This window comes from Rhizobium sp. SRDI969, from assembly GCF_025152725.1.
In the GTDB taxonomy this organism is placed as follows: Bacteria; Pseudomonadota; Alphaproteobacteria; order Rhizobiales; family Rhizobiaceae; genus Rhizobium; species Rhizobium leguminosarum_I.
On the sequence record NZ_CP104035.1, the window covers coordinates 1,393,439 to 1,419,027 of the forward strand.

Below are 25,589 nucleotides of genomic sequence, written 5' to 3' on the forward strand. Positions count from 1 at the left end.
ACTCAGGTTTCAGTAAGCCGCTTCATCGCTTGTTCGAGTTCGCTGAGCTGGAAGGGTTTTTGCAGAACGGGCAGCATGCTTGGGCCGCTGCCATCAGGCGGCGCGCCATATCCCGTTGCATAGAGATAGGGTTTTCCGCGTTCGTCGAGCAGCTTTGCGACTGGCAGCGAGCTCTGCCCGGCAAGCGAGACGTCGAGGATGGCAGCGTCGAACTCCGTATCCCTGGCGGTTGCAAGCGCCCGTTCCAGATCGGGCGCGCTTGCGCAGACCCGGTAACCCAAATCGGCGAGCATGTCCTCAAGCAGCATGGCAATCAGCGTGTCGTCTTCGACGATGAATATGTCTTTCATGATCCCGTCCACCCATTGCCCCCTTGCTAAAGCATGTCGCGCAAAAGTGTGCTGCGGTTTTGCGCTAACGACATGCGTAAAAACAAAGACCTAAAGCGCGAGGAGCGAATCTGAAAGATCGCGACGCGCTTTAGGCACGGAGATTTATGTGGACTGCCTGCACGGCTCGTCAAGACGTTGTGCCCGCCAGTACGAGAAACAGCATATTGCCGGTTGAAATTCGATGTGCAAAAGCTGGGATGCCGTTTTCCGCAGCGGCTCCTGCATAATTCCTAAACCGGCATCGATTCGAGGAATAAAATTATGCAGCAATTCAAAGCGTTGCAGCGCCCTTTGCGCGTCTGAAAAGACATGGCGGCGCTGTAAGAAGGGGTGTCGAATGGATTTGCTGAGTGCCACGGATTGGCTGCGTCACAGGCCGGATTATACATATCCGCTGGCCATTGCCTTCGTTGGCCTGACGTTTCTTCTAAGGCTTGCCGCCAGCGACACTCTCTCCGGCTTTCCCTTCCTAAGCTTTCTTCCGGCGATATTGCTCGCCAGTTTCATAGGTGGCGTGGGGCCGGGCCTTGTCGCGGCCTTGGTTGCCGGTTTCGTAGTCCAGCAGTTTTTCGTCGAGCCGCACAATGTCTTCTGGCCGGTCAGCGCCAGCCAATGGGTCGGCCTTTCCACTTATTTCATCAATGCCGCGATCATCGTCGGCCTGATGGAGATGATCATTATCGCACATGAGCGACAGAGCCGCCTTCGCAGCGAACTCAACAGCTTCAACACGCGCCTCGAAGAGACAGTGGTTCAGCGCACTGCTGAGCTCAGGCATGAGATGGAAGAGAATGCTGCCGCTCAGGCGCAGGTCCGCCAGTTGCAGAAGATGGAGACGATCGGCCAGCTGACCGGCGGCGTCGCCCATGATTTTAACAACATGCTGGCGATCATCATCGGCAACCTCGATCTCGCGCAGCGGCGCCTGAGCGGCAGCGAGGATCCCCGCCTGCCATACTCCATCCAGAATGCCAAAGACGGTGCGCAGAGGGCGGCGGTACTGACCGCGCGTCTTCTTGCTTTCTCGCGCCAGCAGCCGCTCGCCCCGGAGGTGATCGACCTCAACAAGCTGGTCGGCGGCATGTCTGAGCTCTTGCGGCGCACGCTCGGCGAGCAGATCCGGATCGAGACCGTGCTTGCCGGGGGTCTCTGGCCGAGCTTTGCCGATTTGAGCCAGCTCGAAAATGCCATCTTGAACCTTGCCGTCAACGCCCGCGATGCTATGCCGGGCGGCGGAAATCTGACGATCGAGACAGCCAATACCGAACTCGACGAGCGATATTCGCGCATGCATTCGGAGGTCGAGGCAGGCCAATATGTAATGATCAGCATTACCGACACTGGCACCGGCATGTCGCCGGAGGTGATCGAGCGCGCCTTCGACCCGTTCTATACGACCAAGGGACCCGGCAAGGGCACTGGCCTCGGCCTCAGCCAAGTCTATGGCTACATCAAGCAGAGCGGCGGCCACATCAAGATCTATTCGGAGATCGACAGGGGCACGACCGTGAAGATCTATCTTCCCCGTCGTGTCGCCATGACGGACTCCCGGTCGGGCGCGGCCGGCGCCCAGCCGATTCCTCACGGCAGTGTCAATGATACGATCCTGGTGGTGGAGGACGATGAGAACGTCCGCACCATGACCGCCGAAAGCCTGCATGAACTCGGTTACGCCGTGTTGCAGGCGGCAAGCGGCATAGAGGCGCTTCTGCTGCTCGAAGAAAATCCGGCAGTCGACCTGATCTTCACCGATATCGTCATGCCGCAGATGAGCGGACGTCAGCTTGCCGATGTCGTCCAGGAGAAATGGCCGACGATCCGGATCCTTTACACGACGGGTTACACCCGTAATGCCATCGTCCACAATGGTGTGCTCGATCACGGCGTTTCCCTGCTCGCCAAGCCCTTCAGTCTGGAGCAACTCGCCCATAAGATTCGCGAACTTCTGAATGTACCGGCGAGGGTGGGAGACGAGCGGACGTGAAGCCGGAATACGGCCGCACGTCCACAATTCCCGATCGCGTTATTCCAGGACCTGGATAATGCGGTGCGTCTTCGGCTCGACAATCACCCGCCGCTCATTGACGACGGCATAGCCGTAGCCGTCGTTCTTTGGCACGGTGTGCACTTCGACGGTATCGGGAAGGGTCGTTCCAACCGTGATGTCGCCGTCATAGGCGATGGACGGAGTGTTTTGCTCCATCACATAAGTGCGCACCTCGCCGGGCAATACGACTGAGCCGGTCGGTGCGGGATCAGTGACAATGACGGTGCTCTGCGCGAAGGCGGCGGAGCTGATGGTCAGTATGGCGGCCGCAGCCAGCATGGTCTTGCGCATGGGATGGTCTCCTTTTCTACCCCAGACCTCAAGGCAACGCCGGCCATGCGGCATGGTTCCCCGCGAGCTTTTCGCCGTAGCGGAACACAGGCGCAATGAGAGTAATTAAGTTGTTACTAAATTGATTTATGCGTCGTACGGTTGAGCTGTCTGAACAAAGTTCGAAAAGACTCCAGCCGATGATGTTAGAGCCCGCTTGTTTACTTTTCGCTAACCATGTTGGACGTTTATTCTGAACGGACGACCAACCGGTCGTTGATTCGACGATCCGTCGCGTTTCGGCTTGCGAATGGATCTCTAGAGAGACGATTGCGGCGGCTCGAGACATGCGCTTGCGGAAGACCATATTGCTGTTGGCCGTGGCGGGCGTGATGGCCGGCTGCACATCGACAGGCGGCGTACGTCAGCTTTCCGGGCCAGAGACGGTGGCGCCTGAAAAGGCGCTGGTCCTGCCGCCGCCGGGCGGCCCGTCGATCGTCAGCGTCGTCGAGCGCAAGCGCGGCAACGGCGTCGAGCAGACGATCTCGCTGTTTACCTCATCCTCCGTGCCCGGCCAGAATTTCCTGAAGGTCCAGTTCTTAGGCGCTTCCGGAGCCAATCCCGGTACCGGCAATGCCGGCTTCAGCACGATCAACGAGAGCGGTATTAGCCGCGAGGTGGCCCGTTCGGCCCCCGGCGTGCGGATGGCGACGTCGGCGACCTTCTTGCAGAACGCCTATGGCCCCTTCGGTTATGCCTCCGGCCGCAGCCGTGCCGGCGACACCTGCGTCTATGCCTGGCAGCAGATCCGCTCCAGCACCGCTGCCAATACCCAGGCGCGCAATTTCGGCATGATCCAGCTGCGCCTGCGCCTTTGCGATGCCAGAGCGAGCGAGCGCCAGTTGCTCGGCATCGTCTATGGCTACACCGTCACCGGCACCTTCGAGGGCGAGGTCTGGAACGCTTACGGCAATCCGCCGCCCGCCGACGCAGCACTCGGGCGCACCGGAGAGCCGATCTATCCGGACGAGGGTGGTTACCGCGCCAGCCCGATGCCGATCGGTTACGAGCCGGCGCCTGCCTTCGTCAGCCGGCCGCGGGCCGCTGCCGTTGGCAGCGCTGCGACCTCGCAACCGGCTCAAGGCGCCGCATCGGTGCCTGCACCCATCGGCCCGCGCGTGCCGCTGCCGGGCGAGGCGCCGCAGACGAGCGCACGGCCGAATGCGGCCGCTGCGCCAATCGAACAATCGGAAAGGGCAATCGGCGTCACCGTGCCTTCGCCGGACTGCATAGGCGACGCGGCCATGACGGCCGCCTGCCGGAGATAGTGAGCATGCCCGCGGGCGCCCGTTGGTGCCCCGGTTGAGCAATTTCGAAGGAACGTCGATGCGCAAAGCCCGCAGTGTCATCATATGGGCCGTGGTTTCGCTCTGCATGATCGTGCTGATCACGCTGCCGGTCAACCTGCAGACCCAGCTCATCACCAGCATCACGGTCGTGACCGTCATGGCGCTGATCAAAGTTTTGAAGGGTGAGGGGACGTGGCGCCTGGTGGCGCTCGCCTTCGGCACGTCGATCGTGCTGCGCTATGTCTACTGGCGCACCACCAATACGCTGCCGCCTCTGAATCAGTTGGAAAACTTCATTCCCGGCCTGCTGCTCTATTTGGCCGAAATGTATAGCGTCGCGATGCTGGCGCTCAGCCTGTTCATCGTCGCCACCCCGCTGCCGTCGCGCCCCTCGCGTGCCGCCAATCCCGGGCGCCTTCCTCATGTCGACGTCTTCGTGCCATCCTACAATGAGGATGCCGGTCTTCTCGGAAACACGCTGGCCGCCGCCAAGGCCATGGACTATCCGGCCGAGAAACTGCATGTCTGGCTGCTCGACGACGGCGGCACCCTGCAGAAGCGCAATTCCGGCAAGCTGCTCGAAGCCCAGGCGGCGGCTGCCCGACATATCGAGCTGAAGCAGCTCTGCGACGATCTCGATGTCCACTACCTCACGCGCGACCGTAACGAGCACGCCAAGGCGGGCAATCTCAACAACGGCATGAAACATTCGACCGGTGAACTTATCGCCGTCTTCGATGCCGACCACGCGCCGGCCCGCGATTTCCTGCTCGAGACCGTCGGTTACTTCGAAGACGATCCGAAGCTCTTCCTCGTCCAGACCCCGCACTTCTTCATCAATCCCGATCCGCTGGAGCGCAACCTTCGCACCTTCGACAAGATGCCGAGCGAGAATGAGATGTTCTACGGCATCATCCAGCGCGGCCTCGATAAATGGAACGCGGCCTTCTTTTGCGGCTCGGCTGCGGTTTTGAGCCGTAAGGCGCTCGAATCCCAGAATGGGTTTTCCGGAATCAGCATCACCGAGGATTGCGAGACGGCGCTGGCGCTCCATGGCAGCGGCTGGAACAGCATCTATGTCGACAAGCCGCTGATCGCCGGCCTGCAGCCAGCCACCTTCGCAAGCTTCATCGGCCAGCGCAGTCGCTGGGCGCAGGGCATGATGCAGATCCTGCGCTTCCGCTTTCCGCTTCTGAAGCGCGGCCTGACGATCCCACAGCGCTTCTGCTACATGTCCTCCACGCTGTTCTGGCTCTTCCCGTTCCCGCGCACGATCTTTCTGTTTGCGCCGCTCTTCTATCTGTTCTTCGATCTGGAAATCTTCACCGCCTCGGGCGGCGAGTTCCTCGCCTATACGCTTGCCTATATGCTCGTGAATCTGATGATGCAGAACTACCTCTATGGGTCATTCCGCTGGCCCTGGATTTCCGAGCTCTACGAATATGTCCAGACCGTACATCTGCTGCCGGCTGTCGTCTCCGTCATGCTCAATCCGAGGAAGCCGACCTTCAAGGTCACCGCCAAGGACGAATCGATCGCCGTCAGCCGTCTGTCGGAGATCAGCCGCCCGTTCTTCGTCATCTTTGCGGTGCAGATCGTCGCGCTCGTCATCACCATCTACAAGATCTATGCCGAGCCCTATAAGGCCGACGTCACGCTCGTCGTCGGCGGATGGAATGTCATCAACCTGATCATGGCCGGCTGCGCGCTTGGAGTCGTATCGGAGCGCGGCGAGCGCGCCTCGTCCCGTCGCGTCCGCGTCAACCGGCGCTGCGAATTCGGCGCCAACGGCAAGTGGTACACGGCCTCGATCGAGGACGTCTCCGTGCATGGCGCGAGGCTGCACATCTTCAACAAGCATCTCGACGAGATGCTGGTCGGCGCCGTCGGCGAAATCCGCTTCCGGCCCTATAGCGGCGCGGATCTGGAAACCCTGCCGCTCATCGTCCGCAACATCGAGCCGTCGGGCGACATCAGCAATGTCGGCTGCCAATACGTGCCGAAAAGCGCGCTCGACCATCGCCTGATCGCCGATCTGATGTTTGCCAATTCCGACCAGTGGACCCAGTTTCAGGCCTCGCGCCGCCGCAATCCGGGCCTGATCCGCGGCACCATCTGGTTTCTCGGCATGGCGTTCTACCAGACGAGCCGAGGCCTCGTTTACTTCTTCCGCAGCATGCGGCCGGAGCGGGAAGCCCAGCAGCAGGCGGCAAAGGTCAACGCCGGATGAGAAGGATCGTCGTCGCCTCGCTTTTCCTGCTGAATGCCTCCGCCTTCGCCCAGGCGCAGACGGCGCCCTTCGACATGTCCGGCGAGCGGCCGCCTGGTGCGTCCGTTACCCCGAGGTTGATGCCGCCCACACAGGCCGCGCCGCCTGCGGTCATTGCGCCCGTTCCCCTCACGCCTCCAGTTCCCGTCGTACCCGCGCCTGCAACCCCGGGTGCTCCCCCTCCTGCAACCCCGGCTGCTCCCCCTCCTGTTGCTTCGCCGGTTGCCACTCAGGCGCAGCCGGCGATGCCTGCGCCCCGGCCTGCCGCAGCCGCAAACAGCGTTGCGCCGCTGCATACAGGCGATGTCCGTCGCTTTGTCGTGCCCTTTTCGAAACTCGGCCTTGGCGGCGAATACGATCGCCGGTCATGGACTGTTTATCTGACACCGGAGCAGGCGAGGGCCAAGGCAAGCTTCACCTTCGCCTACCAGAATTCGATCGTCGTTGCGCCCGAGGCCTCCGCGCTGACCGTCTATCTCAACAATCGCCCGATCGGCCAGCAGCGCGTCGGCTCGCCGGATGGCTCTTCGGCCGTCACCTTCGAGGTTCCGCCCGGTTTGCTGCAGCCGGGCGCCAACCTCGTCACGTTCGAAGCCGATCAGCGGCATCGCACCGATTGCAGCATCCAATCCACTTATGAACTGTGGTCGAATATCGATCCGGCCGGAACCTATCTGAGCTTTGCCGGCAGGGACGCCGCCCAGCTATCGAGCGCCGATGCAATCCGCGCCATCGGCGTCAACGGCGCTGGCAAGACGGAGTTCGACTTCGTTGTCCCGGCACTGGAGCAGCCGGGAACCACCAAGCCGCTGCTACGGCTGGCGCAGGGCCTGTCGGTGCTGAGCAGTATGCCGAACCAGATTTTTGCCTTCAGCACCGCGTCGCTTCCGGCCGCCGGGCCTGGTAAGCTCAGCGTGCTCGTCGGCACCGCGGCAGAACTGCGGCCGCTCTTTCCCGACCTGCCACCCGGCGCCGAAAGTGCGGCACTCGCCGCTTTCGTCACCGACCCGCGCAGCGGCTCGCCGATCCTTCTGATCAGCGGCCCCTCCTGGCAGGCGGTCTCCTCGGCGATCGACACCATCGTTTCATCGACAGACCGGTCCTCGGATGTTCGCCGCGACGTGCTGACCACCGAGCGCTGGAGCGCGCCGAACGCGCCTCTGGTCTTTTCCGATACAAACATCGCCTTGTCTCAGCTCGGTGTGAAGACCACCGAATTCTCCGGCCGGCGGTTGCGGACGAGTTTCAATATCGCTGTGCCGGCCGATTTTTATGCCAATGCCTATGGCGAGGCGAAGGTGCTGCTCGACGCCGCCTATACCGATAACGTGATGCCCGGCAGCCACATCGATATCTACGTCAACGACAACATCGCCTCCACCGTCCCGATCACCACGACATCAGGCGGCATTCTGCGTCATCTGCCGATCCGCGTGACGATGCGGCACTTCAAGCCAGGTCTCAATTCGGTGGCGATCGAAGCGATCCTGATGACCAAGGACGATGCCGTCTGCGCGCCGGGCGCGGCTACCGGCACCACCCCGCGTTTTGCCCTGTTCGATACCTCCGAGCTGCAGATTCCGGATTTCGCCCGCGTCGGTCAGCGTCCGAATCTGGCGGCAATGGCCGGCACTGCCTATCCCTATGGTCGGGTCACGGAACCGACGCCGCTCTTCATCGACCGCGTCGATGCCGATACGCTTTCGGCCGCCGCCACGCTGCTCGGCCAGATGGCGATCACCGCCGGCCATCCGATCGTCGTCGAAACCGTCGCCTCGCCGAATGCGATCGGCGATCGTGACGCAATCTTCATCGGCTCCATCTCGCAGATGCCGACAACGGCGCTGTCACAGACCAACATCTCCACGGCGAGCCAAGCCTCGTGGCGTTCGGTGGTGGATACGCAGGTGGGCGTCGTCGATACCGGTACGGCCTTCGAGGAATGGAATTCCAAGGTCAGCGGCGGTGTCTTGCGCAGCCGGATCACGGCTATCCGCGAGTGGCTGTCGCGCAATTTCGATATCTCCCGCAGTTCGCTGCAATTCATCCCGGGCGCCGAGCAGATTTTCACGCCGGCCAACGCCGACACGCTGCTGGTTGCCCAGGGCTCCAGCCCCGCAGGGTCCGGCGCCTGGACCGTGGTGGCGGCGCCGTCGGCAAAGGACCTGCGCGAAGGGCTCGAGGTTTTGACCGCGCAACTGAACTGGCCGCAGATATCGGGCCACATCACCACCTATTCGAGCAAGACAGGCAAGATCGAAACCCTGCCCGTTACCCGTTTCGATTTCGTGCCGTCCACCCCCTGGTCGATCGCCAATTACCGTCTGATCGCCGCCAACTGGCTATCGACGAATATCCTCTCCTACTCCTTCCTGCTGGTCGTCTTCGTGCTGCTTATCGGGATCACCACCTCGAGCATGCTCAGAAAACTGGGCCGGTCCAAATGAGGCAGTGGCGCGCGCTCCTGATGGCGGCAACGGTCGCGCTTGCCCCGGCAGGCCCGCCCGCTGTTGCGCAGCAAGCGATGATCAATGCCGGCGCATGGTCGGCCTACAAGGCGAAGTTTCTCGATGCGACCGGCCGCATCATCGATAACGGCAACGGCAATATCAGCCACAGCGAAGGGCAGGGCTATGGCATGCTGCTCGCCTATCTCTCAGCCAGCCCCGCCGATTTCGAACAGATCTGGTATTTTACCCGCACGGAGCTGCTGCTGCGCGACGATGGCCTGGCCGTGTGGAAATGGGATCCGAACGGCAAGCCGCACGTCACCGACGCTAACAACGCCACGGACGGCGACATGCTGATCGCCTATGCGCTGGCGCTTGCCGGCACGGCGTGGAAACGCAACGACTATATCCTCGCCGCCTCCCGAATGGCGCAGGCGCTGCTTGCCGAAACCGTCGTGCGCTCGGCCGGCCACACACTCCTGTTGCCGGGGAGCCAGGGTTTTGCCGCTACCGACCGTGAGGATGGCCCCGTCGTCAACCCGTCCTACTGGATTTACGAGGCGATCCCGGTGATGGCGGTGCTCGCTCCGTCGGACGCCTGGCAAAAACTGTCGGATGGTGGCCTAACGCTGTTGAAGACGATGCAGTTCGGCCCGCGCAAACTTCCCGCCGAATGGGTGAGTCTCAGCGGTCAGCCGCAGCCGGCGCAGGGTTTCGACGCCGAATTTGCCTATAACGCCATCCGCATCCCGCTCTATCTTGTTCGTGGCGGCGTCACCGACAAGGCGCTGTTGACCCGTCTGCAGCAGGGGATGTCGCAAGACGGCGTTCCCGCCACCATCGATCTGACCACCGGCCGGACGAAGACCGTGTTGCCGGACCCAGGTTATCGAATTGTTAATGATGTTGTGGCCTGTGTGGTCGATGGGACCAAGTTGCCGGTCTCGGCCCTGCAATTTGCGCCCGCACTCTATTATCCGTCCACGCTTCAACTGCTGGGGCTGGCCTATATTGGGGAGAAGCATCCGGAGTGTCTGTGAAGTCTTCTCTCGTGGCGGTTTCAGCGGCAGTCGTGGTGGCAACCCTCGTCACCGGATTGAAAGATCGTGTCGCTCTGCAGGAAAAGTTCGGCCTTGAGTCTGCCGGCAAGCCGGCACCGGAGCTGATGATGATGGGCCGCATCAAGCCGACTGATGCTTCCGCCGGCGATCCTGAATTCAATGCGCAGCTGGTGGCCGACAAGATCGAGGCGATCACATCTCCGTCGCCGCCAGCACCGGGCGTGCGCGAGCCGGATGCCGCAGCACCGCAACCGGCGGCACCGCCCGCGACACCTCAGACGGTCGCCCAGCCGGCGCCGGTCACGCCGCCCATCGTTTCCGCGCCGCCAGCACCGCAACAGGCGGCCGCGCCTGCGCAGCCTGCCGTCGATGAAAGTGCGCTTCGTTATTTCGCCAGCCGCGGCGACAAGGTGCGCCTGCAGGCCGAAATCTCCCGCCTTCAGGCGCTCTACCCAAACTGGGTTCCGCCGGCCGATCCGCTCGCCGTGCCGCAGAATGGCGACAAAAGGCTTGAGGCCATGTGGCAGCTCTATTCCGACGGCCGCTATGCGGAGTTGCGCAAGGCCGTCGCCGACCGCCAGGCAGCCGATGCCGGATGGCAGCCGCCGGCCGATCTGCTCGACCGGCTCGACGTCGCCGAGGCCCGTGCCCGTCTCGTCAATGCCTCGGACCTCAAGCAACATGCGACGGTCGTCGATATCGCTGCTGCAACACCGAGCCTGCTCACCTGTAGCGAGATCGATGTCCTCTGGCGTGTCGCCGAAGCCTTCATCCGGACGGAGAGGGTGCAGCGCGGCCAGGATGCCTACGCTTATATCCTGAAGAACTGCACCAATCCCGCCGAGCGGCAGGCGACGGTCGAAAAAGCCTCGACGCTGCTTGGCTACCAGCCGATGCAGGCATTGCTCACGCTGGAGAGGCCTGCTGCCGACGGCAGCAAGGAATTCGATGCGATCCGCGGCAATCTCACCCGACGCTTCGTGGCCGAGGGCAATGACGATCTGAAGCTTGTTATCGCACCCGACTACATCGCCCGTCTCGAAAAACTCGCCGAGACCGAGGGGCTCGCCTCCGACGCGCTGCTGCTCGGCTGGTATCAGCTTCGCCGCAACAACGATGCCGATGCCGAGAAGTGGTTCCGCGCTGCCCGAGCCAAGCAAGATTCGGCGGCCGCTTCGCAGGGGCTGGCGCTGGCGCTGATTGCCCGCAAGGCGCCTGAGGAAGCCGAGGACGTGATGTTCCGCTGGCGCGCCGATTCCGAGGATGCGACATCAACCTATCTCGCCGCCACCGCCAACCTGATGGCGTTACAGCCGCCGGCCGATCTGGCCGAAGACGTGCTGCACCGCATCGCCACCGAGGTCATCGCCCGGAAATATGTGCCGACGGCGCAGCAGTTCGGCTGGTATGCCCGCTCCCTCAACCAGTTCCAGACCGCCGCGCGCTGGTTCGAGACGGCGCTTGCCTGGAAACCTGATGACGAACCGTCCGCCTATGGCCTTGTCGTCACCCGCGAGCAACTGAGCGATCGCAAGGGCGTGCTCGACCTTCAGCGCGCCTGGGCCGGCCGGTCGAGCCGGATCACCAATCTCGAAGACACATCCTCCCTAATGCCGAATGCCGTCACGCCGCCGCCGGAGAAGGGCGGGCTTGCCGCACAGCAACCGGCGCAGCCGACGCAGCGTCCCCCGACCGAGCCGCTTCCGGCCGATCGCCGCATCACCCTGCAGCCGGGGTCGGAAGTGGTCGTTCGCGCGGCGAGGCCGGCGATGGAGACGGTGACCGTCCCGCGCGGTCCGCGCCAGACGCGCGGCTGCTCGACGACAATCGATGCGGCGCAGCTTGAGCCGGCCGATGCGCTGTCGCGCGGCTGGTGCCTGATGGATATCAACCGGCCGATGGAGGCAATCTCGGCGTTCGAGGCGGCATTGCACAGCCCTGCGCGCAAGGTCCGCGAAGACGCAGCCTACGGCCAGAGCCTTGCCTATTTGCGCGCCGGCCTTTCCACCAATGCGGCCGTCGCGGCCACCAAGGCGCCGCAGAACCGGCAGCGCGCCGCCGAACTCCAGGTGGCGATCCTCGCCGACCGTGCGCTTTCAGCCTTCGACGCCGGGCGTTACCGCGAAACCCTCATCTATCTCGATCAGCGCGCCCAGCTGCAGCAGGAACGCATCGACCTGATGGTTCTGCGCGGCTACTGCTACCTCAATCTCAAACTGTACGGCGATGCGACTCGCATTTTCGAGGCCGCTGCCGCGACCGGCAGCCGCGATGCTGCCCGCGGTCTTGCCGACGTCAGAAACGTTACACACCCCGACGTCAACGACTGACGTTGACGCCACCGCCGCTCTCCGCTACTCGCCTGCGCAGGGGCTGCCCCGGCCTCATGCTGGAAGGAAACACCCGTGCCCGCTCTCCATGACATCCTCGATAGGTCCTACGACGCTTTCCTTTTCGACATGGACGGAACGTTGCTGAATTCTATCGCCGTCGTCGAACGCGTCTGGAGCGAATGGGCAAGACGCCACGGCTTCGAGCCCGAGGTATTCCTGAAGACGATCCATGGCATCCGCGCCTCCGACGTTATACGCGGGCTCGGCCTGCCCAGTGTCGATCCGGCCCATGAGGCGGATCTGCTGCTCGTCGAGGAAATGGAGGATGTCTCCGGCATCGTCGAGATCCCCGGCGCAGTCCGCTTCCTCTCCGCCATCGCTGAGGGCAGATGGGCAATCGTCACTTCGGCGCCGATCGAGCTCGCCAGGCGCCGCATGGCCGCCGCCGGCATCCCGATGCCGAAGGTCATCGTCAGCGGCCAGGAGGTCAAATCAGGCAAGCCCAGCCCCGAAGGTTATCTGCTCGGCGCAAGCCGCCTCGGCGTCGATCCGAAAAAATGCCTGGTCTTCGAAGATGCCGTCGCCGGCATCCTTGCCGGCGAGGCCGCCGGCGCCGATGTCACCGTGATCACCGAAACCCACGCCACGCCGTTCGAAACACCGCATTTTTCGATCGTCAACTACCAGGCATGGCAGCCCCGCCAGACCGCCGAAGGCCAGTTGGCGCTGGCTGCGATCTGACCATTCGGGCAAACCGCTGCCTTTTTGTTGGAGGCAAGATTTTTCCGCTTGCATTGCACGCGCTGAAAAACTAAACGAAGCAAGCCGTTTCGGCAGGTCGGGGCGTAGCGCAGCCCGGTAGCGCACTTGACTGGGGGTCAAGGGGTCGCTGGTTCGAGTCCAGTCGCCCCGACCATTTATCCCCTTGAAGTCCCAGTCAGAATGTCACTTTCTTCGTCCCGCTGGCAGCGGAAAACGGAACGAGACATCGGCGGAAATGTTGAAACGGGAACTGAGAGTCCCGAACGAAAATGTCATTGTTCATGTTGCAAGTCAGCTGTAGCATCGTCCTTGCAAAGAGTGGTGGCCCCCCGACCGCCTTCAGTGCGGTTTCTGAGCGATCGCGATCATCGATTTCGCCAGCAGTGGAATTCTCCCGACATATTCGAAGTCGACGTCTTCGAAGCCTGTTTCAACCAGGAGCGTACTGAGCGTTCCGGGAGACCAGAATTTGATATGGCCATGGTCCTTCAGAGGCATAAAATGGTCGTCCATCTTTCCGCTCACGGCCAGAGCCAGATTTTTCCAGTAGCCGTGGAAAGGCGTCGATACGACCGCGATGCCGCCAGGCTTCACCAGATCGTAAATGGTCGTCGAGAAGGCCTTGGGATCATAGACATGTTCCACCACTTCAAGACTGATCACCGCGTCGAAGGTCCCATACCGGCTGGAAAGATCCTCGTAGCCGGAACCGATTTCCAGCGGAAGATCGGGGTGGGCCGTTCTCGCTTTCGCGATGCCGTCCTTCGACGGATCGACACCGACGACGTCATAGCCTTTTTCTGCAAGCACAGCTGCAGCACCGCCGGTGCCGCAACCGAGGTCGAAGACAGCCGTTTCATTTGCCTCCTGGAAACTGTTCTCGAGAACATCGACAACGGCCGGCAAAATATAGGAATGGGCGGTCGCCGGCTTGGCGTGTACATAGGTAGTAGCGTCTAGTTCGATAGACATTTTACCTCCTGAAAAGCTGAAGAAGTGAGCTGCCAATGGTACGGCGGACTTTGACCGGAGTGTGGTGCCGTTGTGGTATTAAGGTGATTAAGGCCGAAGGTATTCGCGGGAGGCCAGCCGCCGACTGGCTGTATCGACCATGCGCGACATCCTCCAGTGTGCCCAACGCTCGCCCTAGAGAAGATCCCGAAGCTGATTGACAGGGTGCCAAGAAGATGCTGAAAACGGGCCGCGTCCGGGTCTACCGTATTCTCGTCAGTCAATGGGCCGCTGCATCGGCTCCGGGCGCTTCGACCATTTAAACTAAATAAGGCGATGAAATACCATTTGAAGGTGCGTCGCAAATAAATCCTTTAGTTCTTTTTGGTGCTCCCTTAGTTGGGATAGACGGTATTTGTCGATTTTTGTTAAGGTTATACAAAGATTAGAAGTGAATAAACTAATTTTGAATTGAAGCAAATCCGAAACCTCTTCGCATTCTCGCGAACTTGTGTAGATTAACATTATCCCTGTCACAGATAGCCTAGTGCGAGCGCATGGCGGATATGAAGCACAATCTAACTTGCAGACAGAGTCTCGCCTACGCGTTCCAGGCTCTGTCGGACGAGGCCGTCAAAGCCGGCTGGTCGGAGGGCGATGTCGCCCTCGCGCTCGCCGAACTCGCCGAGGAGCGGGTGATCGAAGTGACCGCCAAGGTGATCATGGAAGGTTTCATCCATCCCCAGCGCATCGCCGCCGGCGGTCGTAACGGCTAACCGATCTTAAACCAGCAATCCTGCGGTTTTCGCTGCCGTGACGAAGGAAGCCTGCGCTGCGCGCGGGCTGCGCAGTCCGTCGAGCGCATCCAGGCAGTGCTGGCGCGCAATGCGATAGTCGCGCCCACGCTTGCTCGGCCACCTTTTCAGATATTCGACGGCCTCCCAGACAGTCGAAACGATCGGGCTGCTGTTTGGAGAAAGGACCCGGACGGGGGAGGGAAAGCGTTTTTCACTCACGTCTGCACTCACCGATTCCTGCCACAAAACGCGCTCACAACGCGCAGGACAAAATTTTGTTCCATAATTTTGTCCTGCTGAAATTTGCGCGGTTGCTAAAGTTCAGGCCCTCGCGCATAATGGCTTTATGACGGTTGCGGAGGGCGGCCGGCGATGCAAGCGTGGATGCGTTTGCCCTCGGAGGATATGCGGCGTGATGTTACGATCATCAATTCATCCGCATGATTTACCGCTATTTTCGGAAGATCTCGATCTGCTTTCGCAGGTGCTCGACAAGGTCTGCTACGAACGCGGCCTCGTCAAAACGACGCCGGAGGCCGAGCGGATCGGTGCGGTCATCATTCAGCTCTACAGGCAGGGCGTGAAGGATGGCGGCAAACTCGCGGATCTTGCAAAAACTTATCTTTGACGATTAGTTCTGCTCGATCGAGACACCGTTCTTGCCGATGACCCCCGATAAATTATGGGACAGCGAAACGCCCGGGCGCCCGATTAGCTCCGTCAATCGTCGTTGGCGGCGTTGAGGTTTTCGGGCCGGATGCCGTCATCGCTGAAGGTGCGGGCGCGTAAGCGGATGCCGGGTCCGCCTTCATCCTGATTACCGCTCGACAGGAAGATGATGCCGTTCGCCTCGAGCGTGCTGCGCACATCGAACAGCGCATGTGGCTCGCCGGCGAATTCGCCGTTTTCCAGCGCTCTCACAGTCTCGACCGGCAGGCCGCTGGCGGCCGCGAGCTCTTCGATGCTCATTCCGATCATGGCGCGCGCGCCGCGTATCTGCGTTGCTGTTATCATGATGGAAAATCTAGCGCATTTCCAGCACTTCTCAAGTGGCCGCGCTCTCACGTTGGGCGGTTTCGGTGCCGAAGGCACTCGCTCTTCAAACTTCCCTCAATTTTACACCAAAAAGATCGTCATGCATGCGTTCGACCGCGATCCCCATTCCTCCCATCAGGGCGGCCCGGTTCCCAAAGCGACTGATCTCGATGCGCGGCGGATAAGGCGTACAGCGCGGCAGGAAACCACGGATGGCGTTTACGAGTTCCGGTCTTGCTCCGATGCTGCCACCGGTGATCACCAGTTCAGGATCGAGAGCCGCTCCGATTGCCGCAATGGCGACCGCGACCAGCCTTGCCGTCTCTTCGATTGCAGCCGCGGCGCTTGTCTCTCCTGCACTAAACGCGGCGAAGAGATCGGCCACGGTGGATGCGTTGCGCCCGCCGAAACCGACGTAGCGGCGCAACATCGCGGCGCTGCCGACCGCACTCTCAAAGGTTCCAAGCGTAAATCCGCCAGGATCAAAAACGTCTCCGCCGATCGGAAGATAGGCGATTTCGCCGGCCGCCCCACGCGCGCCGCGCAACAGAGTTCCGTTGGCGATGATGCCCATGCCGACGCCCGTGCCGAGAGCAACGAATGCAAAATTGCTGGTTTCGATACCGTGTCCCCGCCATCTCTCCCCTTGCGCGGCCAGGTTGACATCATTTTCAACGATCACGGGTATACCCATTCGGTCGCTGAAGACTTGCCGCAGATTGATTGCGTCGATGCCTGGGATGCTTGGCGCTACGTTGATATGTCCGGTGGCCGGATCGAGCACACCGGGACTGCCTAGAACGATGAGGCGCAGTTTGTCGGCACTCGTCCCGGCAGCAGACGCGAGTTCCACGATAAGATCGCTGAACTGATTGACGAGATGCATTCCGCCGCGCGGGTCGGTGGATACTTTGGTTTCAGCAACCACATTCCCCAACAGATCGCAAATAGCCGCAGCAATCTTGGTGCTCCCGAGATCTATAGAGACGGCCAGTCCCGCCCTGGCATTGATTTCATAGGTGATCGCATTCCGGCCCGGGCGGCCATCAGTCTGCCCGACTGGTTTCAGCCAGCCGTCATCCTCAAGGTCGCGAACGACATCGGAAATCGTCTGCTTTGATAAGCCGGTTAGCTTGGCAATATCGGCGCGAGAGATCGACCCGTTCGCGAACACGGTTCGGATGACGGCATTGGTTGAAATTTTTCGTGCGATCGGAGTCTGTGCGACAGAAGATGTCATTGCCATCCGGCTAGCTCAGTCCAATTAGTTCGGAGCACATACTTATTGGGGGCGATATCGAGTTCACAACTATCGCGGCCAACCGGATTTCAATACATCGAAGCAGGCAATTTGTCTATGTCCTTGACAAATGGGAGGCCAGCTGTAGGCTTTGGATTAACGTGCGATGAAAATGCGCGATGAAATAAAGAGGGTCGAGTAGAAGTATGCGCCATACGTATCGTCTGGTTAGCCGTGCGCCCGTCAAGATAGCTCGAAGAGGAACTGGCCTAGGCCTACCTGGCTATTTTCCTTATTTGCGTTCCGCCGACTCCTTGAACCTAGCTGCCGAGGATTTGCTCATGATGAAGCCCTCGATTGATAGAGCCGAGAAACCTGTTTTACTGCCGATAACGGCGCCACGCCTTCCGGCGGACGTTCATCCAGACGGGTCCGCTGATCTCGCCTTGTGCGGGGCAAGCAGCTTTGGGCGTGTGAGATTTTCGCCAATCAAGGGTTCTCGTACCTACGAGATAGGGCCTTTCCATGCCTCGGAGAAACCAGGAAATGCTTCAACCCAATCCCTGATCAATCCGCATAGCAAAGGCGACGGAGCCGTCCCGCTCGAATTCGGAAAAGCCAAGGTGACGGTAAAAACCCTTGGCGCGTTCGTTGTTTGGGTCGACCCCGAGATGCACGGCTCCGACCCCGTGATTCCGAAGCGCTTGAAGCTCCGTGTCGATCATCCTGCGCCCCCAACCGCTTGCCTGAAGTCCGGGAAGAATGTTGATGTGAAGATGCGCCGGGTACTGGTCTTGAAGCCACGCCGTTCCGCTGCGCGGATTTTGAATTCGTTCCATCACGTCGGCGTCGCGCGGACGGGTGGGTGCCAGTCCCGCAATCTGCTGGCGGACGAACGGCCACCAGTTTGTTTGCAAGTCTCTGTCGAACCCACCTGTGTCCGGCACCCCTACAACGTAGCCGACCGGCCGACCGTCCTGAACGAGAACAAAGGCAAAGTCTTTGGCGAATTTCAGGTAGGGTACCGACCAGATGTAGCCGGGCAGATGCGGGTCGCTATAAAGCGCGCTGGCATCCTGACCGCCATTCGCGGTTTTCAGGCAGATGTCGAAAAGAGCGTCGATATCCGCTTCAATCGCGGGGCGGATGAAGCAGCTGGTGTCCATCACTTTGCCACCTCCTGCGTGGCGCTTGGTCATTTTAGGTCGCGAGAGGAGCCGATGCATTGACGATTACCTCAGATTCGCCAGCCAGGCAAAGCTCTGGGGGAAGAAAACGTTCGGCCGGTGCCTAGCACAAGGCCTGGGCGGAGAGTGGAGAATAAACCAGATGAGGTGGAGCAGATGAACAGAACCGTGAAATCGATCAGCATACTGCCGGCATACCGATTGAAAGCAGCTGTCGCGCTTGCTGGCGCGGCGCTTTTGAGTTTTGGCCTTTCGGCAGCCGCGCGTGCTGACGACCTGGCTGTGTGGGATGACCAAACCTATGAAGGCCAGAGTGCGGTCATAGAGCAACTTAACAAGGAGTTCGAAGCTGCCCACCCCGGCGTCACGATCAAACGCACCGCCCGCACCTTTGATGACATGAAGTTGACGTTGAAGCTTGCGGTTTCGGCGGGTGATGGCCCGGTCATCACGAAGGTCAACCAGGGCGCCGGTGACATGGGGGCAATGGTCAAGGAGGGATTGCTCCTGCCGGTCGACGACTACATCAAACAATATGGCTGGGATAAACTCCAGTCGGATTCCGTGCTTGCTCGAGACCGCTGGGGAGATGGAAAATTTGGGGTCGGTAAGACCTACGGCATATCAGGCCTCGGCGAGATCGTTGGCCTCTACTACAATAAAAAGATCCTCGGCGATGCGGGAGTAGCGCTGCCGCAAACCTTCGAGGAGCTTCTAACCGATCTCGACAAGCTGAAGGAAAAGGGCATTCCGCCCTTCATGATGGGCTCGGCAAAGCAGCATCTGGCCTTGCACATGATCGGCGCCATCGACCAAGCGCATATCGACGCGAGCAATCGCGCCGAGCTTGACGACCTGATTTACGGCCGTGGCGGCTCCTGGAACACCAAGGGAAACATCGAATCCGCCAAACTCGTGCAGCAGTGGGCACAGGGCGGTTATTTTTTCCCCGGTTTCGAAGGCATCTCAGGTGACGACGCCGTCCAGCTTTTCATTTCCGGGCAGGGCGCGTTCCTGATCTCCGGGACCTGGTATTTCGGTGACATGCAGCACAATCCGGATATCGGCTTTATGGCCATTCCCGCCCCGAAAGGCATTTCCAAGCCCATGAGTGTCGGGGGCGTGGATCTTGCCTGGGCGATAACGAGCCTTGCCAAAACGAAGCCGACACAGGACCTAGCCGGCGCATATATCGACTATATGGTCTCAGAAAAGGCTGCTGAAACCTGGGCCAATGCTGGCTATCTCCCGGCAACTTCGCTCGCGGCTGACGCAAAGCCAAAGCTCACGCCGCTCCTCAGCTCCGGCATCGAAATGTGGAAGACACTCAACGCAAACGACGCTCTCGGCCATTACCCCGATTGGTCGAGCCCAACGATGCTGAAGACAATAGACGACAACACGCCGCTTCTCCTGTCCGGCAATATCACGCCCGAAGCCTTTGTCGATGCTATGGACAAGGATTATCAGGCCTACCTGAAGGATAAGAAATAAAGATTGCGACGCAGGTCACGGCCGCCCCCTGCGGTCGTGACCTCAGTCTCGTCGATCGAGATAAATGAACATCGCGATCGGCTTGCTGCGCGATGACCACAGCTTTGGCTTTATGGAGTACTGGATGAAACGCTCCGCACTTGATGGCTCGCAACATACCAATTTTATCTATTTATTGCCTGGATTGCTGTTCTACGCGGCTTTTGTCTTTGGACCGATCCTCGCGGCTTTGGGTTTGAGCCTGACCAGCTGGGACGGCTTGGCCATGCCCAAATGGGTTGGTTTGGGCAATTACGCCGATCTCTTTTCTGACAGTCGTTTTTATACTGCCTTGCGTAACAATGCCGAGCTTATGATCTTCTACTGTGTCCTGCCGCTCGTGCTCGGTATCGCTCTTGCTGCTTGCGTCTGGAATCTGAAGCAACGCGAACAACTCGCCCTACGCACATTCTTGTTCCTGCCTTATATCATGCCGACTGCCGTGTTGGGCATCATCTGGGCGTGGCTCTACAATCCTGCATTCGGCCCGTTCAATCAGTTTCTCAGAGCAGTAGGGTTAGGCGCCTTCGCACTCCCGTGGCTGGGAGATTTCAATTTTGTTCTTCCCGCGGTCGGGATCGTTGCCACTTGGTATTTCTTTGGTTTTTGCATGGTCATTTTCCTGACCGGAATCCAACGCATCGACCCGTCGCTTTTCGACGCTGCCAAGGTCGATGGTGCTTCGGCGCGAAAAACTTTTTTCTGGATAACGCTGCCGCTTCTATTGCCTGAAATAAGGGTGGTTTTGCTTTTGACGGTCATAGCGTCGATCAAAAGCTTCGACCTGATTTTTACAATGACCCGGGGCGGACCCGCCAACGCTACGCTCGTGCCGAACATATACATGTATCAGCTCGGCTTCGAGCTCAATCGGTTCGGCGCCGCGGCGGCCATCGCCATTGTCGGCGCGATACTCACATTCGTCATCAACTATGCAATTCACCGATTTGTGGGATCGCAGCATAAGGGATTGGCTTGATGAGCCGTTCATTTAACATTTCCTCCGGTCCGCTATTCCTCCGCATTGTCCTCTGGCTTCTTGCTTTCGTCACGATCATCCCCTTCCTGCTCCTGCTTCTAACCTCAATAAAGAGCAAGGCCGACGTTCTGCAGGGTGCATTCGCGTTGCCGGCATATCCACATTTCGAAAATTACGTCGATGCTTGGAATGCCGGACATTTCAACATTTACTTCTGGAATTCGATCATCGTTGTCATACCCGTCGTTGCTGCAAGCGTCATTTTAGGCCTGCTGACCGGCTTTGCCTTCGCATACCTGTCATTTCCGCTGCGGCGTACGCTGTTCGCTATCCTGACGCTCGGCATGATGGTGCCGGCGGAAGCCTTCATCATCCCGCTTTATTATGAAATGCGGTATCTCGGACTGATCAATACCTATGCGGCTCTCATTGTGCCGCAGATCGCGATGTCGATACCATTCTCGACGATCTTCCTCGCCAGCGCGATGCAGCAACTGCCGGAAGAAGTTCTCGAAGCGGCGGTTCTCGATGGCGCCGGACGCTTCTATATCCTGCGCAAGATCGTTATCCCGCTCATGGTGCCGGCAATGTCGACGCTGGCGCTGTTTCTGTTCATATGGACCTGGAATGAGTTTCTCATTCCGTTCATTCTGGTCAACGACGACGCTTATCGGACGCTGCCCCTCGGCATGCTGTTTTTCCAGGGGCGTTATACCGTCAACACACCGGTTCTGACCGCCGGTGCGGTGATCGTGATTTTCCCGCTCATCCTGACTTATCTGGTTTTCCAGCGACGGTTCATTGCCGGCCTGACGGCAGGAGCGACAAAATAAACAGCCATATGCGAAGGTGTCGTTTCGGAGCCACACGCCTACTTGGACAGCAAGAGGTCACGCTGCCCTTCGTCTTTGATCGCGCTTGTGGCGCACTTCCAGCGCCGCGCAGCCCCAGACGGTTCCAAGCAGCAGATAGACATGGCGCCAGTGGTCGATATCGATGACGTTGCCGATTGTCGCATGGCCGAGAACCGAGATCCAGGCGATCATCAGGAAGGGCTGCCATGGCCGGTCGAGCAGCAGGTTTCGGAAGCCGAGAGCCAGCGTCCAGAGAAGCATGCCGACATAGCTGACGAAGCCGAGCCAGCCATAAGAAGTGAGCGATTTCAGCCAGATATTATGCTCGTCCTCGGGAAACATCGTGCCGAACACCAGCGGCCCGATACCGAGCGGGCGCTCCATCATCATGGTGAAGCCGATCCGGTGGCGCTCGAAGCGGCCGAGATGTTCGCCATCATATTGCTGCACCAGCTGGGCGCGCGCCGAAAACAGTTCGGCGACCTTGGGGATCTGCAGTGCTACCAGCAGCGAGGCGACCAACATGATGATCGCCGCCAGCGACAGGACCAGGACTCGCAGGCGAAAAGCGCCACTGCGCTCTTTCAGCAGCATGATGAAGATCAGCAGCACCACGCCAAGCGCGAAGAGCCCCCAGGCGGCGCGGGAGAAAGAGAGGAAGATGCCGAGCGCAAGCACGAGCAGGGCGGCGGCCTTCAACGGCGATTTCTTCAAATCGCCGGCCAGGATACCGTGGACGAGATAGAGCGATGGCGGCACCAGGAAGGGCCCAAAGACGTTTGGATCCTGGAAGGCGCCCTTGGCGCGGTCGTAGAGCGTGAAAATTTCCGCGCCCGGAAAGGCATGGAAATAGCCGAGTATGCCGAGCGCGGAGGTGGCGACAGCGGCAAAGGTCCAGGCGTTGAAGATCAGCGGCAGCCGCTTGTAGCTGTCCTCGATGATTGCCGCGTAGAAGACCGCCGTCAGCGCCAGAAAGGTCGACACTGCGATATACATCGGCGCCGTTGCCAGGTCCTTCATCTGCGTCAGCGACAGCATGCCGCCGATATTGAAGGTCAGCAGCAGGGCGAGCAGTGGTGCTACGCCGCGCGAAATCCGGAGGCCCAGGATGAACCAGAGGCCGATCAGCCCGGCCATCCAGAGTTCATAGGGCGCCGGCTCGTCGATCACGAAACCGGAGAGGAAGACGCCGAAGGCGACGAAGGCCGAGCCGATCAGGCGCAGCGTCATCCGCTGCGGTTGGGCGACACGGGGATATGTCGCCTCGATCGCGCTCAATAGGCGTTTTCCGTGTTGAGCAGCCGGATCGGCGTCAGGAACAGGATCTTGAGATCGAACCAGAGCGACCAGTTCTCGATGTAATAGAGGTCGTAGGCCGTGCGGAACTTGATCTTCTCGTCATTGTCCACTTCGCCGCGCCAGCCGTTGATCTGGGCCCAGCCGGTGACGCCGGGCTTGACGCGGTGGCGGGCGAAATAACCCTCGACGACATCGCCGAAGGCGCGGTCGCGCGCCTGGGCGAGAACGGCATGCGGACGCGGGCCGACGAGCGAGAGATCGCCCCTCAGCACGTTGAAAAGCTGCGGTAGTTCATCGATCGAGGTCTTGCGGATGAAGCGGCCGACGCGAGTGACGCGCGGATCGCCCTTGGTCACCGCGGCCTTGCCCGTGGGGTCGGCCATGTTGGTGTACATTGACCGAAACTTGAAGACATTGATGATTTCGTTGTTGAAGCCGTGGCGCTTCTGCATGAAGAACACCGGTCCCGCGGAGGTCGCCTTGATGGCGATCGCGGTTGCGACCATGATCGGCCAGAGCAGCGCCAGTGCGACGATCGTGAAGAAGATGTCGAAGCCGCGCTTGGCAACGGAATCCCAGTCGCGGATCGGCTTCTTGAAAATGTCGAGCATCGGCACCGAGCCGACATGCGAATAGGCGCGCGGCCGGAAGCGCAGCCGGTTGGCATGCGCGGCAAGGCGGATATCGACCGGCAGAACCCAGAGCTTTTTCAAAAGGTCGTAGATACGGGCCTCGGCCGACAGCGGTAGGGCGATGATCAGCATGTCGATGCGTGTCAGCCGTACGAATTCGACGAGTTCGGCGACAGTGCCGAGTTTCGGATAACCGGCGACCATGATCGGCGAGCGGTTCTCGCCGCGGTCGTCGAAGATGCCGCAGATGCGGATGTCGTTGTCGGCCTGCTGTTCGAGGACGCGGATCAGGTCCTTGGCCGGCTCGCCGCCACCGACGATGACGGCGCGGCGTTCCATGATGCCGTTGCGCGCCCAGTTGCGGATGGCGTAGGCGACGACAAAGCGTTCGGCTGCAAGGAAGAGCGCGCCTGCGACGAACCAAGGGATGTAGGCGTCGACCATCGCCCACGTGGTGCCGCGAATGAGCCCGAACAGGCCGACGCTCAGGAGAAGCGCGATCGTCCAAGCGGCGACGATGCGCGGCATCAGCCGCAGCTTCGCCCGAAGTGCGGGAATGGTGTAGGTGTCGGCAAGCTGCAGGCCGATAACGGTCAAGGCCGAAGCGATCACCGCCATGCCCGCCAGCACCAGCGTGGAATCGTTGCCCTCGCCGGGCCAGAAATAGTGAATGGTCAGGGCAATCGCAAAGAGTGCCAGGAATTCCAGCAGCCGCAATTGCCCGATGATGATCGCGGGCGAATGAGTTCCGTCGCGGAACTGTTCGGCGATCTGGCGGGCATAGGGATTAATTTCGGTCGGCTCGGAGGAATTCTCCTGAACCGCGTCGCCGCGAACCTCGATGTCGGAGACCTGCTTGCGCAGTGCTTCCACGTCGAATTGATCGCCTTTTTCCAGCTTGTTCATGGGGCCAGTTTGTTCATGGGGCATTGTCGCTCGTTGTCACCGAGCGAAATACCAGAAAGCCCCTAAGAAATATTTACGAGGCGGCGGGCATGGCTTGGCCGGCAGCCGGGTTGACGAGCTCATGGTACAATTTCAGGACATCAAGCGCCATGACGGCGGACGAAAACACCGCCTTCACCGCTTCGGGCTTCGGCATCGTCCTGACGTGCCAGTCGGGTGTGCTCAGCGTTTCCGCCATGACGCGGGCGAGGTCGTCGGAATTGCCGGGCTCCACAAGCGCCGCGCTGTCGGCGCCGAGCACCTCGGGAATGCCGCCGACACGGCTTGCGATGATCGTCTTGCCGGCGCCGAGCCCTTCGAGCACGATATAGGGCATGGCTTCGGCGCGCGAGGGAACGACGAGGTTCTGCGCCATGGAGAAGGCTTCGTGGACCCGCATTGCCGGCAGCATGCCGATGCGTTTGCCAAGGCCGCGTTCGACCATCATCTCGCGGTAGCGGTCGCGATCCGGCCCGTCGCCGATCATCAGCGCCGATAGTGGCCTGCCGAGCAGCCGCTCGGTCTTGGCGAAGGCATCGACAAACAGATCGGGACCCTTGAGGTCCCGCAGCATTCCCACATAGATGAAATGCACGGCATCCGAGCGGGTCGGGATCGTCTCGAAATCGCGCTCGCTGATACCGTTGTAGATCAGCCTCGTCTTCGTCCGCGGTCGACCGACCTTGCGCGCATAGGTATCGCGCTCATATTCGCAGATGAAGACCAGCGCATCGGTGAAATATTCCTGCAGGCGCTCCATCCTGAGAACGAACTGTCCGCTGAGCGAGGAGCGCGAATAATGCAGGCTTCCACCATGCGCGGTATAGAGGCGGGCTACGCGATACCTGTTCACCCGCAACGCTGAGCCGGCAAGTCGCGCGAGCACGCCGCCCTTGGCGCCGTGTCCGTGCAGCACATCCGGCCGCAAACTTTTGATTTTCTTGTATGTATCCCACATCGTCGCAATATCGGACGGACTGATCGAGCGCCGGATCGGCACGCGTGTCAGGCCGAGCGAGAGATACGGACGGATATCGTCGAACAGGCTGTCCTCGTACTCGCCGCCGGTCGAGCTGTCGCAGAGGATGCCGATGTCGTGGCCGGCCTTGCTGTGCTCCTCGACGAGATCGCGGACATGGCGGAAAATTCCGCCGACCGGCGACCTGAAGCAATGGAGGATGCGGAGCGGCTGCTGTGCCATCGC

At 60.4% G+C, this 25,589-nt stretch carries 22 protein-coding genes and 1 tRNA gene; 13 read left to right on the forward strand and 10 right to left on the reverse strand.

Going from position 1 to position 25,589, the window contains the following annotated elements:
* Positions 1 to 2 precede the first annotated feature (2 nt).
* Positions 3 to 350, reverse strand: a complete 348-nt coding sequence (locus tag N2A41_RS07045; protein ID WP_170256774.1) for a response regulator — start codon at positions 348 to 350, stop codon at positions 3 to 5.
* 379 nt (positions 351 to 729) lie between these two features.
* On the opposite strand from N2A41_RS07045, the gene N2A41_RS07050 reads away from it, so the two are divergent.
* Positions 730 to 2,376: an ATP-binding protein gene (locus N2A41_RS07050; protein WP_260110595.1), complete on the forward strand. Its 1,647-nt coding sequence runs from the start codon at positions 730 to 732 to the stop codon at positions 2,374 to 2,376.
* Between the two features lie 39 nt (positions 2,377 to 2,415).
* Here N2A41_RS07050 and N2A41_RS07055 read toward each other — a convergent pair whose 3' ends face one another.
* On the reverse strand, positions 2,416 to 2,730 hold the full coding sequence (locus N2A41_RS07055) for a DUF1236 domain-containing protein (protein ID WP_260110596.1): 315 nt from the start codon (positions 2,728 to 2,730) through the stop codon (positions 2,416 to 2,418).
* A 326-nt stretch (positions 2,731 to 3,056) separates the two neighbouring features.
* On the opposite strand from N2A41_RS07055, the gene bcsN reads away from it, so the two are divergent.
* From bcsN to N2A41_RS07090, 7 genes are all read left to right on the forward strand, one after another.
* The gene (gene bcsN / locus N2A41_RS07060; RefSeq protein WP_020486071.1) at positions 3,057 to 4,037 is read left to right on the forward strand and encodes a cellulose biosynthesis protein BcsN; all 981 of its coding nucleotides are present in this window, start codon (positions 3,057 to 3,059) and stop codon (positions 4,035 to 4,037) included.
* Between the two features lie 58 nt (positions 4,038 to 4,095).
* Complete coding sequence (gene bcsA / locus N2A41_RS07065) at positions 4,096 to 6,288, forward strand: UDP-forming cellulose synthase catalytic subunit (RefSeq protein ID WP_032985274.1); 2,193 nt, start codon at positions 4,096 to 4,098, stop codon at positions 6,286 to 6,288.
* Complete coding sequence (locus N2A41_RS07070; protein WP_017963801.1) at positions 6,285 to 8,774, forward strand: cellulose biosynthesis cyclic di-GMP-binding regulatory protein BcsB; 2,490 nt, start codon at positions 6,285 to 6,287, stop codon at positions 8,772 to 8,774. Before bcsA ends, N2A41_RS07070 begins: the two co-directional genes overlap by 4 nt.
* On the forward strand, positions 8,771 to 9,817 hold the full coding sequence (locus tag N2A41_RS07075) for a glycosyl hydrolase family 8 (RefSeq protein ID WP_222281010.1): 1,047 nt from the start codon (positions 8,771 to 8,773) through the stop codon (positions 9,815 to 9,817). Before N2A41_RS07070 ends, N2A41_RS07075 begins: the two co-directional genes overlap by 4 nt.
* Positions 9,814 to 12,168 (forward strand): cellulose synthase, encoded by a 2,355-nt coding sequence (locus N2A41_RS07080; protein ID WP_260110597.1) that lies wholly within the window; start codon positions 9,814 to 9,816, stop codon positions 12,166 to 12,168. Before N2A41_RS07075 ends, N2A41_RS07080 begins: the two co-directional genes overlap by 4 nt.
* A gap of 75 nt (positions 12,169 to 12,243) precedes the next feature.
* Positions 12,244 to 12,912 (forward strand): HAD family hydrolase, encoded by a 669-nt coding sequence (locus N2A41_RS07085; protein WP_222384741.1) that lies wholly within the window; start codon positions 12,244 to 12,246, stop codon positions 12,910 to 12,912.
* A gap of 98 nt (positions 12,913 to 13,010) precedes the next feature.
* A tRNA-Pro gene (locus N2A41_RS07090) sits at positions 13,011 to 13,087 on the forward strand.
* 185 nt (positions 13,088 to 13,272) lie between these two features.
* On the opposite strand, the gene N2A41_RS07095 is transcribed toward N2A41_RS07090, so the two are convergent.
* A complete protein-coding gene (locus N2A41_RS07095; protein ID WP_017963805.1) occupies positions 13,273 to 13,905 on the reverse strand; it encodes a class I SAM-dependent methyltransferase in 633 nt (210 codons plus the stop codon).
* Between the two features lie 536 nt (positions 13,906 to 14,441).
* On the opposite strand from N2A41_RS07095, the gene N2A41_RS07100 reads away from it, so the two are divergent.
* Positions 14,442 to 14,660, forward strand: a complete 219-nt coding sequence (locus N2A41_RS07100; protein WP_017963806.1) for a hypothetical protein — start codon at positions 14,442 to 14,444, stop codon at positions 14,658 to 14,660.
* A gap of 6 nt (positions 14,661 to 14,666) precedes the next feature.
* Here N2A41_RS07100 and N2A41_RS07105 read toward each other — a convergent pair whose 3' ends face one another.
* Positions 14,667 to 14,900: a DUF982 domain-containing protein gene (locus N2A41_RS07105; RefSeq protein ID WP_260110598.1), complete on the reverse strand. Its 234-nt coding sequence runs from the start codon at positions 14,898 to 14,900 to the stop codon at positions 14,667 to 14,669.
* Between the two features lie 196 nt (positions 14,901 to 15,096).
* Here N2A41_RS07105 and N2A41_RS07110 point away from each other — a divergent pair, with 196 nt between their 5' ends.
* The gene (locus N2A41_RS07110; protein ID WP_032985048.1) at positions 15,097 to 15,309 is read left to right on the forward strand and encodes a hypothetical protein; all 213 of its coding nucleotides are present in this window, start codon (positions 15,097 to 15,099) and stop codon (positions 15,307 to 15,309) included.
* 92 nt (positions 15,310 to 15,401) lie between these two features.
* Here N2A41_RS07110 and N2A41_RS07115 read toward each other — a convergent pair whose 3' ends face one another.
* The 3 genes from N2A41_RS07115 to N2A41_RS07125 all read right to left on the reverse strand — a co-directional run bounded on the left by N2A41_RS07115 (position 15,402) and on the right by N2A41_RS07125 (position 18,122).
* The gene (locus N2A41_RS07115) at positions 15,402 to 15,695 is read right to left on the reverse strand and encodes a helix-turn-helix domain-containing protein (RefSeq protein ID WP_017963809.1); all 294 of its coding nucleotides are present in this window, start codon (positions 15,693 to 15,695) and stop codon (positions 15,402 to 15,404) included.
* A gap of 85 nt (positions 15,696 to 15,780) precedes the next feature.
* A complete protein-coding gene (locus N2A41_RS07120) occupies positions 15,781 to 16,962 on the reverse strand; it encodes an ROK family transcriptional regulator (RefSeq protein WP_017963810.1) in 1,182 nt (393 codons plus the stop codon).
* Positions 16,963 to 17,507: 545 nt separating this feature from the next.
* Positions 17,508 to 18,122, reverse strand: a complete 615-nt coding sequence (locus N2A41_RS07125) for a GNAT family N-acetyltransferase (protein WP_020486072.1) — start codon at positions 18,120 to 18,122, stop codon at positions 17,508 to 17,510.
* 177 nt (positions 18,123 to 18,299) lie between these two features.
* On the opposite strand from N2A41_RS07125, the gene N2A41_RS07130 reads away from it, so the two are divergent.
* The 3 genes from N2A41_RS07130 to N2A41_RS07140 all read left to right on the forward strand — a co-directional run bounded on the left by N2A41_RS07130 (position 18,300) and on the right by N2A41_RS07140 (position 21,488).
* The gene (locus N2A41_RS07130) at positions 18,300 to 19,637 is read left to right on the forward strand and encodes an extracellular solute-binding protein (protein WP_017963812.1); all 1,338 of its coding nucleotides are present in this window, start codon (positions 18,300 to 18,302) and stop codon (positions 19,635 to 19,637) included.
* A gap of 124 nt (positions 19,638 to 19,761) precedes the next feature.
* Positions 19,762 to 20,655: a carbohydrate ABC transporter permease gene (locus N2A41_RS07135; protein WP_170256836.1), complete on the forward strand. Its 894-nt coding sequence runs from the start codon at positions 19,762 to 19,764 to the stop codon at positions 20,653 to 20,655.
* Positions 20,655 to 21,488, forward strand: a complete 834-nt coding sequence (locus tag N2A41_RS07140; protein ID WP_020486073.1) for a carbohydrate ABC transporter permease — start codon at positions 20,655 to 20,657, stop codon at positions 21,486 to 21,488. The genes N2A41_RS07135 and N2A41_RS07140 overlap by 1 nt, the downstream gene beginning before the upstream one ends.
* Positions 21,489 to 21,545: 57 nt before the next feature.
* On the opposite strand, the gene N2A41_RS07145 is transcribed toward N2A41_RS07140, so the two are convergent.
* The 3 genes from N2A41_RS07145 to N2A41_RS07155 form a co-directional block, all read right to left on the reverse strand.
* Positions 21,546 to 22,787: an O-antigen ligase family protein gene (locus N2A41_RS07145; protein WP_260110599.1), complete on the reverse strand. Its 1,242-nt coding sequence runs from the start codon at positions 22,785 to 22,787 to the stop codon at positions 21,546 to 21,548.
* On the reverse strand, positions 22,784 to 24,346 hold the full coding sequence (locus tag N2A41_RS07150; RefSeq protein ID WP_260110600.1) for an undecaprenyl-phosphate glucose phosphotransferase: 1,563 nt from the start codon (positions 24,344 to 24,346) through the stop codon (positions 22,784 to 22,786). The genes N2A41_RS07145 and N2A41_RS07150 overlap by 4 nt, the downstream gene beginning before the upstream one ends.
* A gap of 73 nt (positions 24,347 to 24,419) precedes the next feature.
* Positions 24,420 to 25,586, reverse strand: a complete 1,167-nt coding sequence (locus N2A41_RS07155; RefSeq protein ID WP_260110601.1) for a glycosyltransferase family 4 protein — start codon at positions 25,584 to 25,586, stop codon at positions 24,420 to 24,422.
* Between the last annotated feature and the right edge of the window lie 3 nt (positions 25,587 to 25,589).

Coding starts and splice junctions, on each gene's coding strand:
- N2A41_RS07045 (WP_170256774.1), bottom strand. CDS start 350: ATGAAAGACATATTCATCGTCGAAGACGACACGCTGATTGCCATGCTG.
- N2A41_RS07050 (WP_260110595.1), top strand. CDS start 730: ATGGATTTGCTGAGTGCCACGGATTGGCTGCGTCACAGGCCGGATTAT.
- N2A41_RS07055 (WP_260110596.1), bottom strand. CDS start 2,730: ATGCGCAAGACCATGCTGGCTGCGGCCGCCATACTGACCATCAGCTCC.
- bcsN (WP_020486071.1), top strand. CDS start 3,057: ATGCGCTTGCGGAAGACCATATTGCTGTTGGCCGTGGCGGGCGTGATG.
- bcsA (WP_032985274.1), top strand. CDS start 4,096: ATGCGCAAAGCCCGCAGTGTCATCATATGGGCCGTGGTTTCGCTCTGC.
- N2A41_RS07070 (WP_017963801.1), top strand. CDS start 6,285: ATGAGAAGGATCGTCGTCGCCTCGCTTTTCCTGCTGAATGCCTCCGCC.
- N2A41_RS07075 (WP_222281010.1), top strand. CDS start 8,771: ATGAGGCAGTGGCGCGCGCTCCTGATGGCGGCAACGGTCGCGCTTGCC.
- N2A41_RS07095 (WP_017963805.1), bottom strand. CDS start 13,905: ATGTCTATCGAACTAGACGCTACTACCTATGTACACGCCAAGCCGGCG.
- N2A41_RS07100 (WP_017963806.1), top strand. CDS start 14,442: ATGGCGGATATGAAGCACAATCTAACTTGCAGACAGAGTCTCGCCTAC.
- N2A41_RS07110 (WP_032985048.1), top strand. CDS start 15,097: ATGTTACGATCATCAATTCATCCGCATGATTTACCGCTATTTTCGGAA.
- N2A41_RS07115 (WP_017963809.1), bottom strand. CDS start 15,695: ATGATAACAGCAACGCAGATACGCGGCGCGCGCGCCATGATCGGAATG.
- N2A41_RS07120 (WP_017963810.1), bottom strand. CDS start 16,962: ATGGCAATGACATCTTCTGTCGCACAGACTCCGATCGCACGAAAAATT.
- N2A41_RS07125 (WP_020486072.1), bottom strand. CDS start 18,122: ATGGACACCAGCTGCTTCATCCGCCCCGCGATTGAAGCGGATATCGAC.
- N2A41_RS07130 (WP_017963812.1), top strand. CDS start 18,300: ATGAACAGAACCGTGAAATCGATCAGCATACTGCCGGCATACCGATTG.
- N2A41_RS07135 (WP_170256836.1), top strand. CDS start 19,762: ATGAAACGCTCCGCACTTGATGGCTCGCAACATACCAATTTTATCTAT.
- N2A41_RS07140 (WP_020486073.1), top strand. CDS start 20,655: ATGAGCCGTTCATTTAACATTTCCTCCGGTCCGCTATTCCTCCGCATT.
- N2A41_RS07150 (WP_260110600.1), bottom strand. CDS start 24,346: ATGAACAAGCTGGAAAAAGGCGATCAATTCGACGTGGAAGCACTGCGC.
- N2A41_RS07155 (WP_260110601.1), bottom strand. CDS start 25,586: ATGGCACAGCAGCCGCTCCGCATCCTCCATTGCTTCAGGTCGCCGGTC.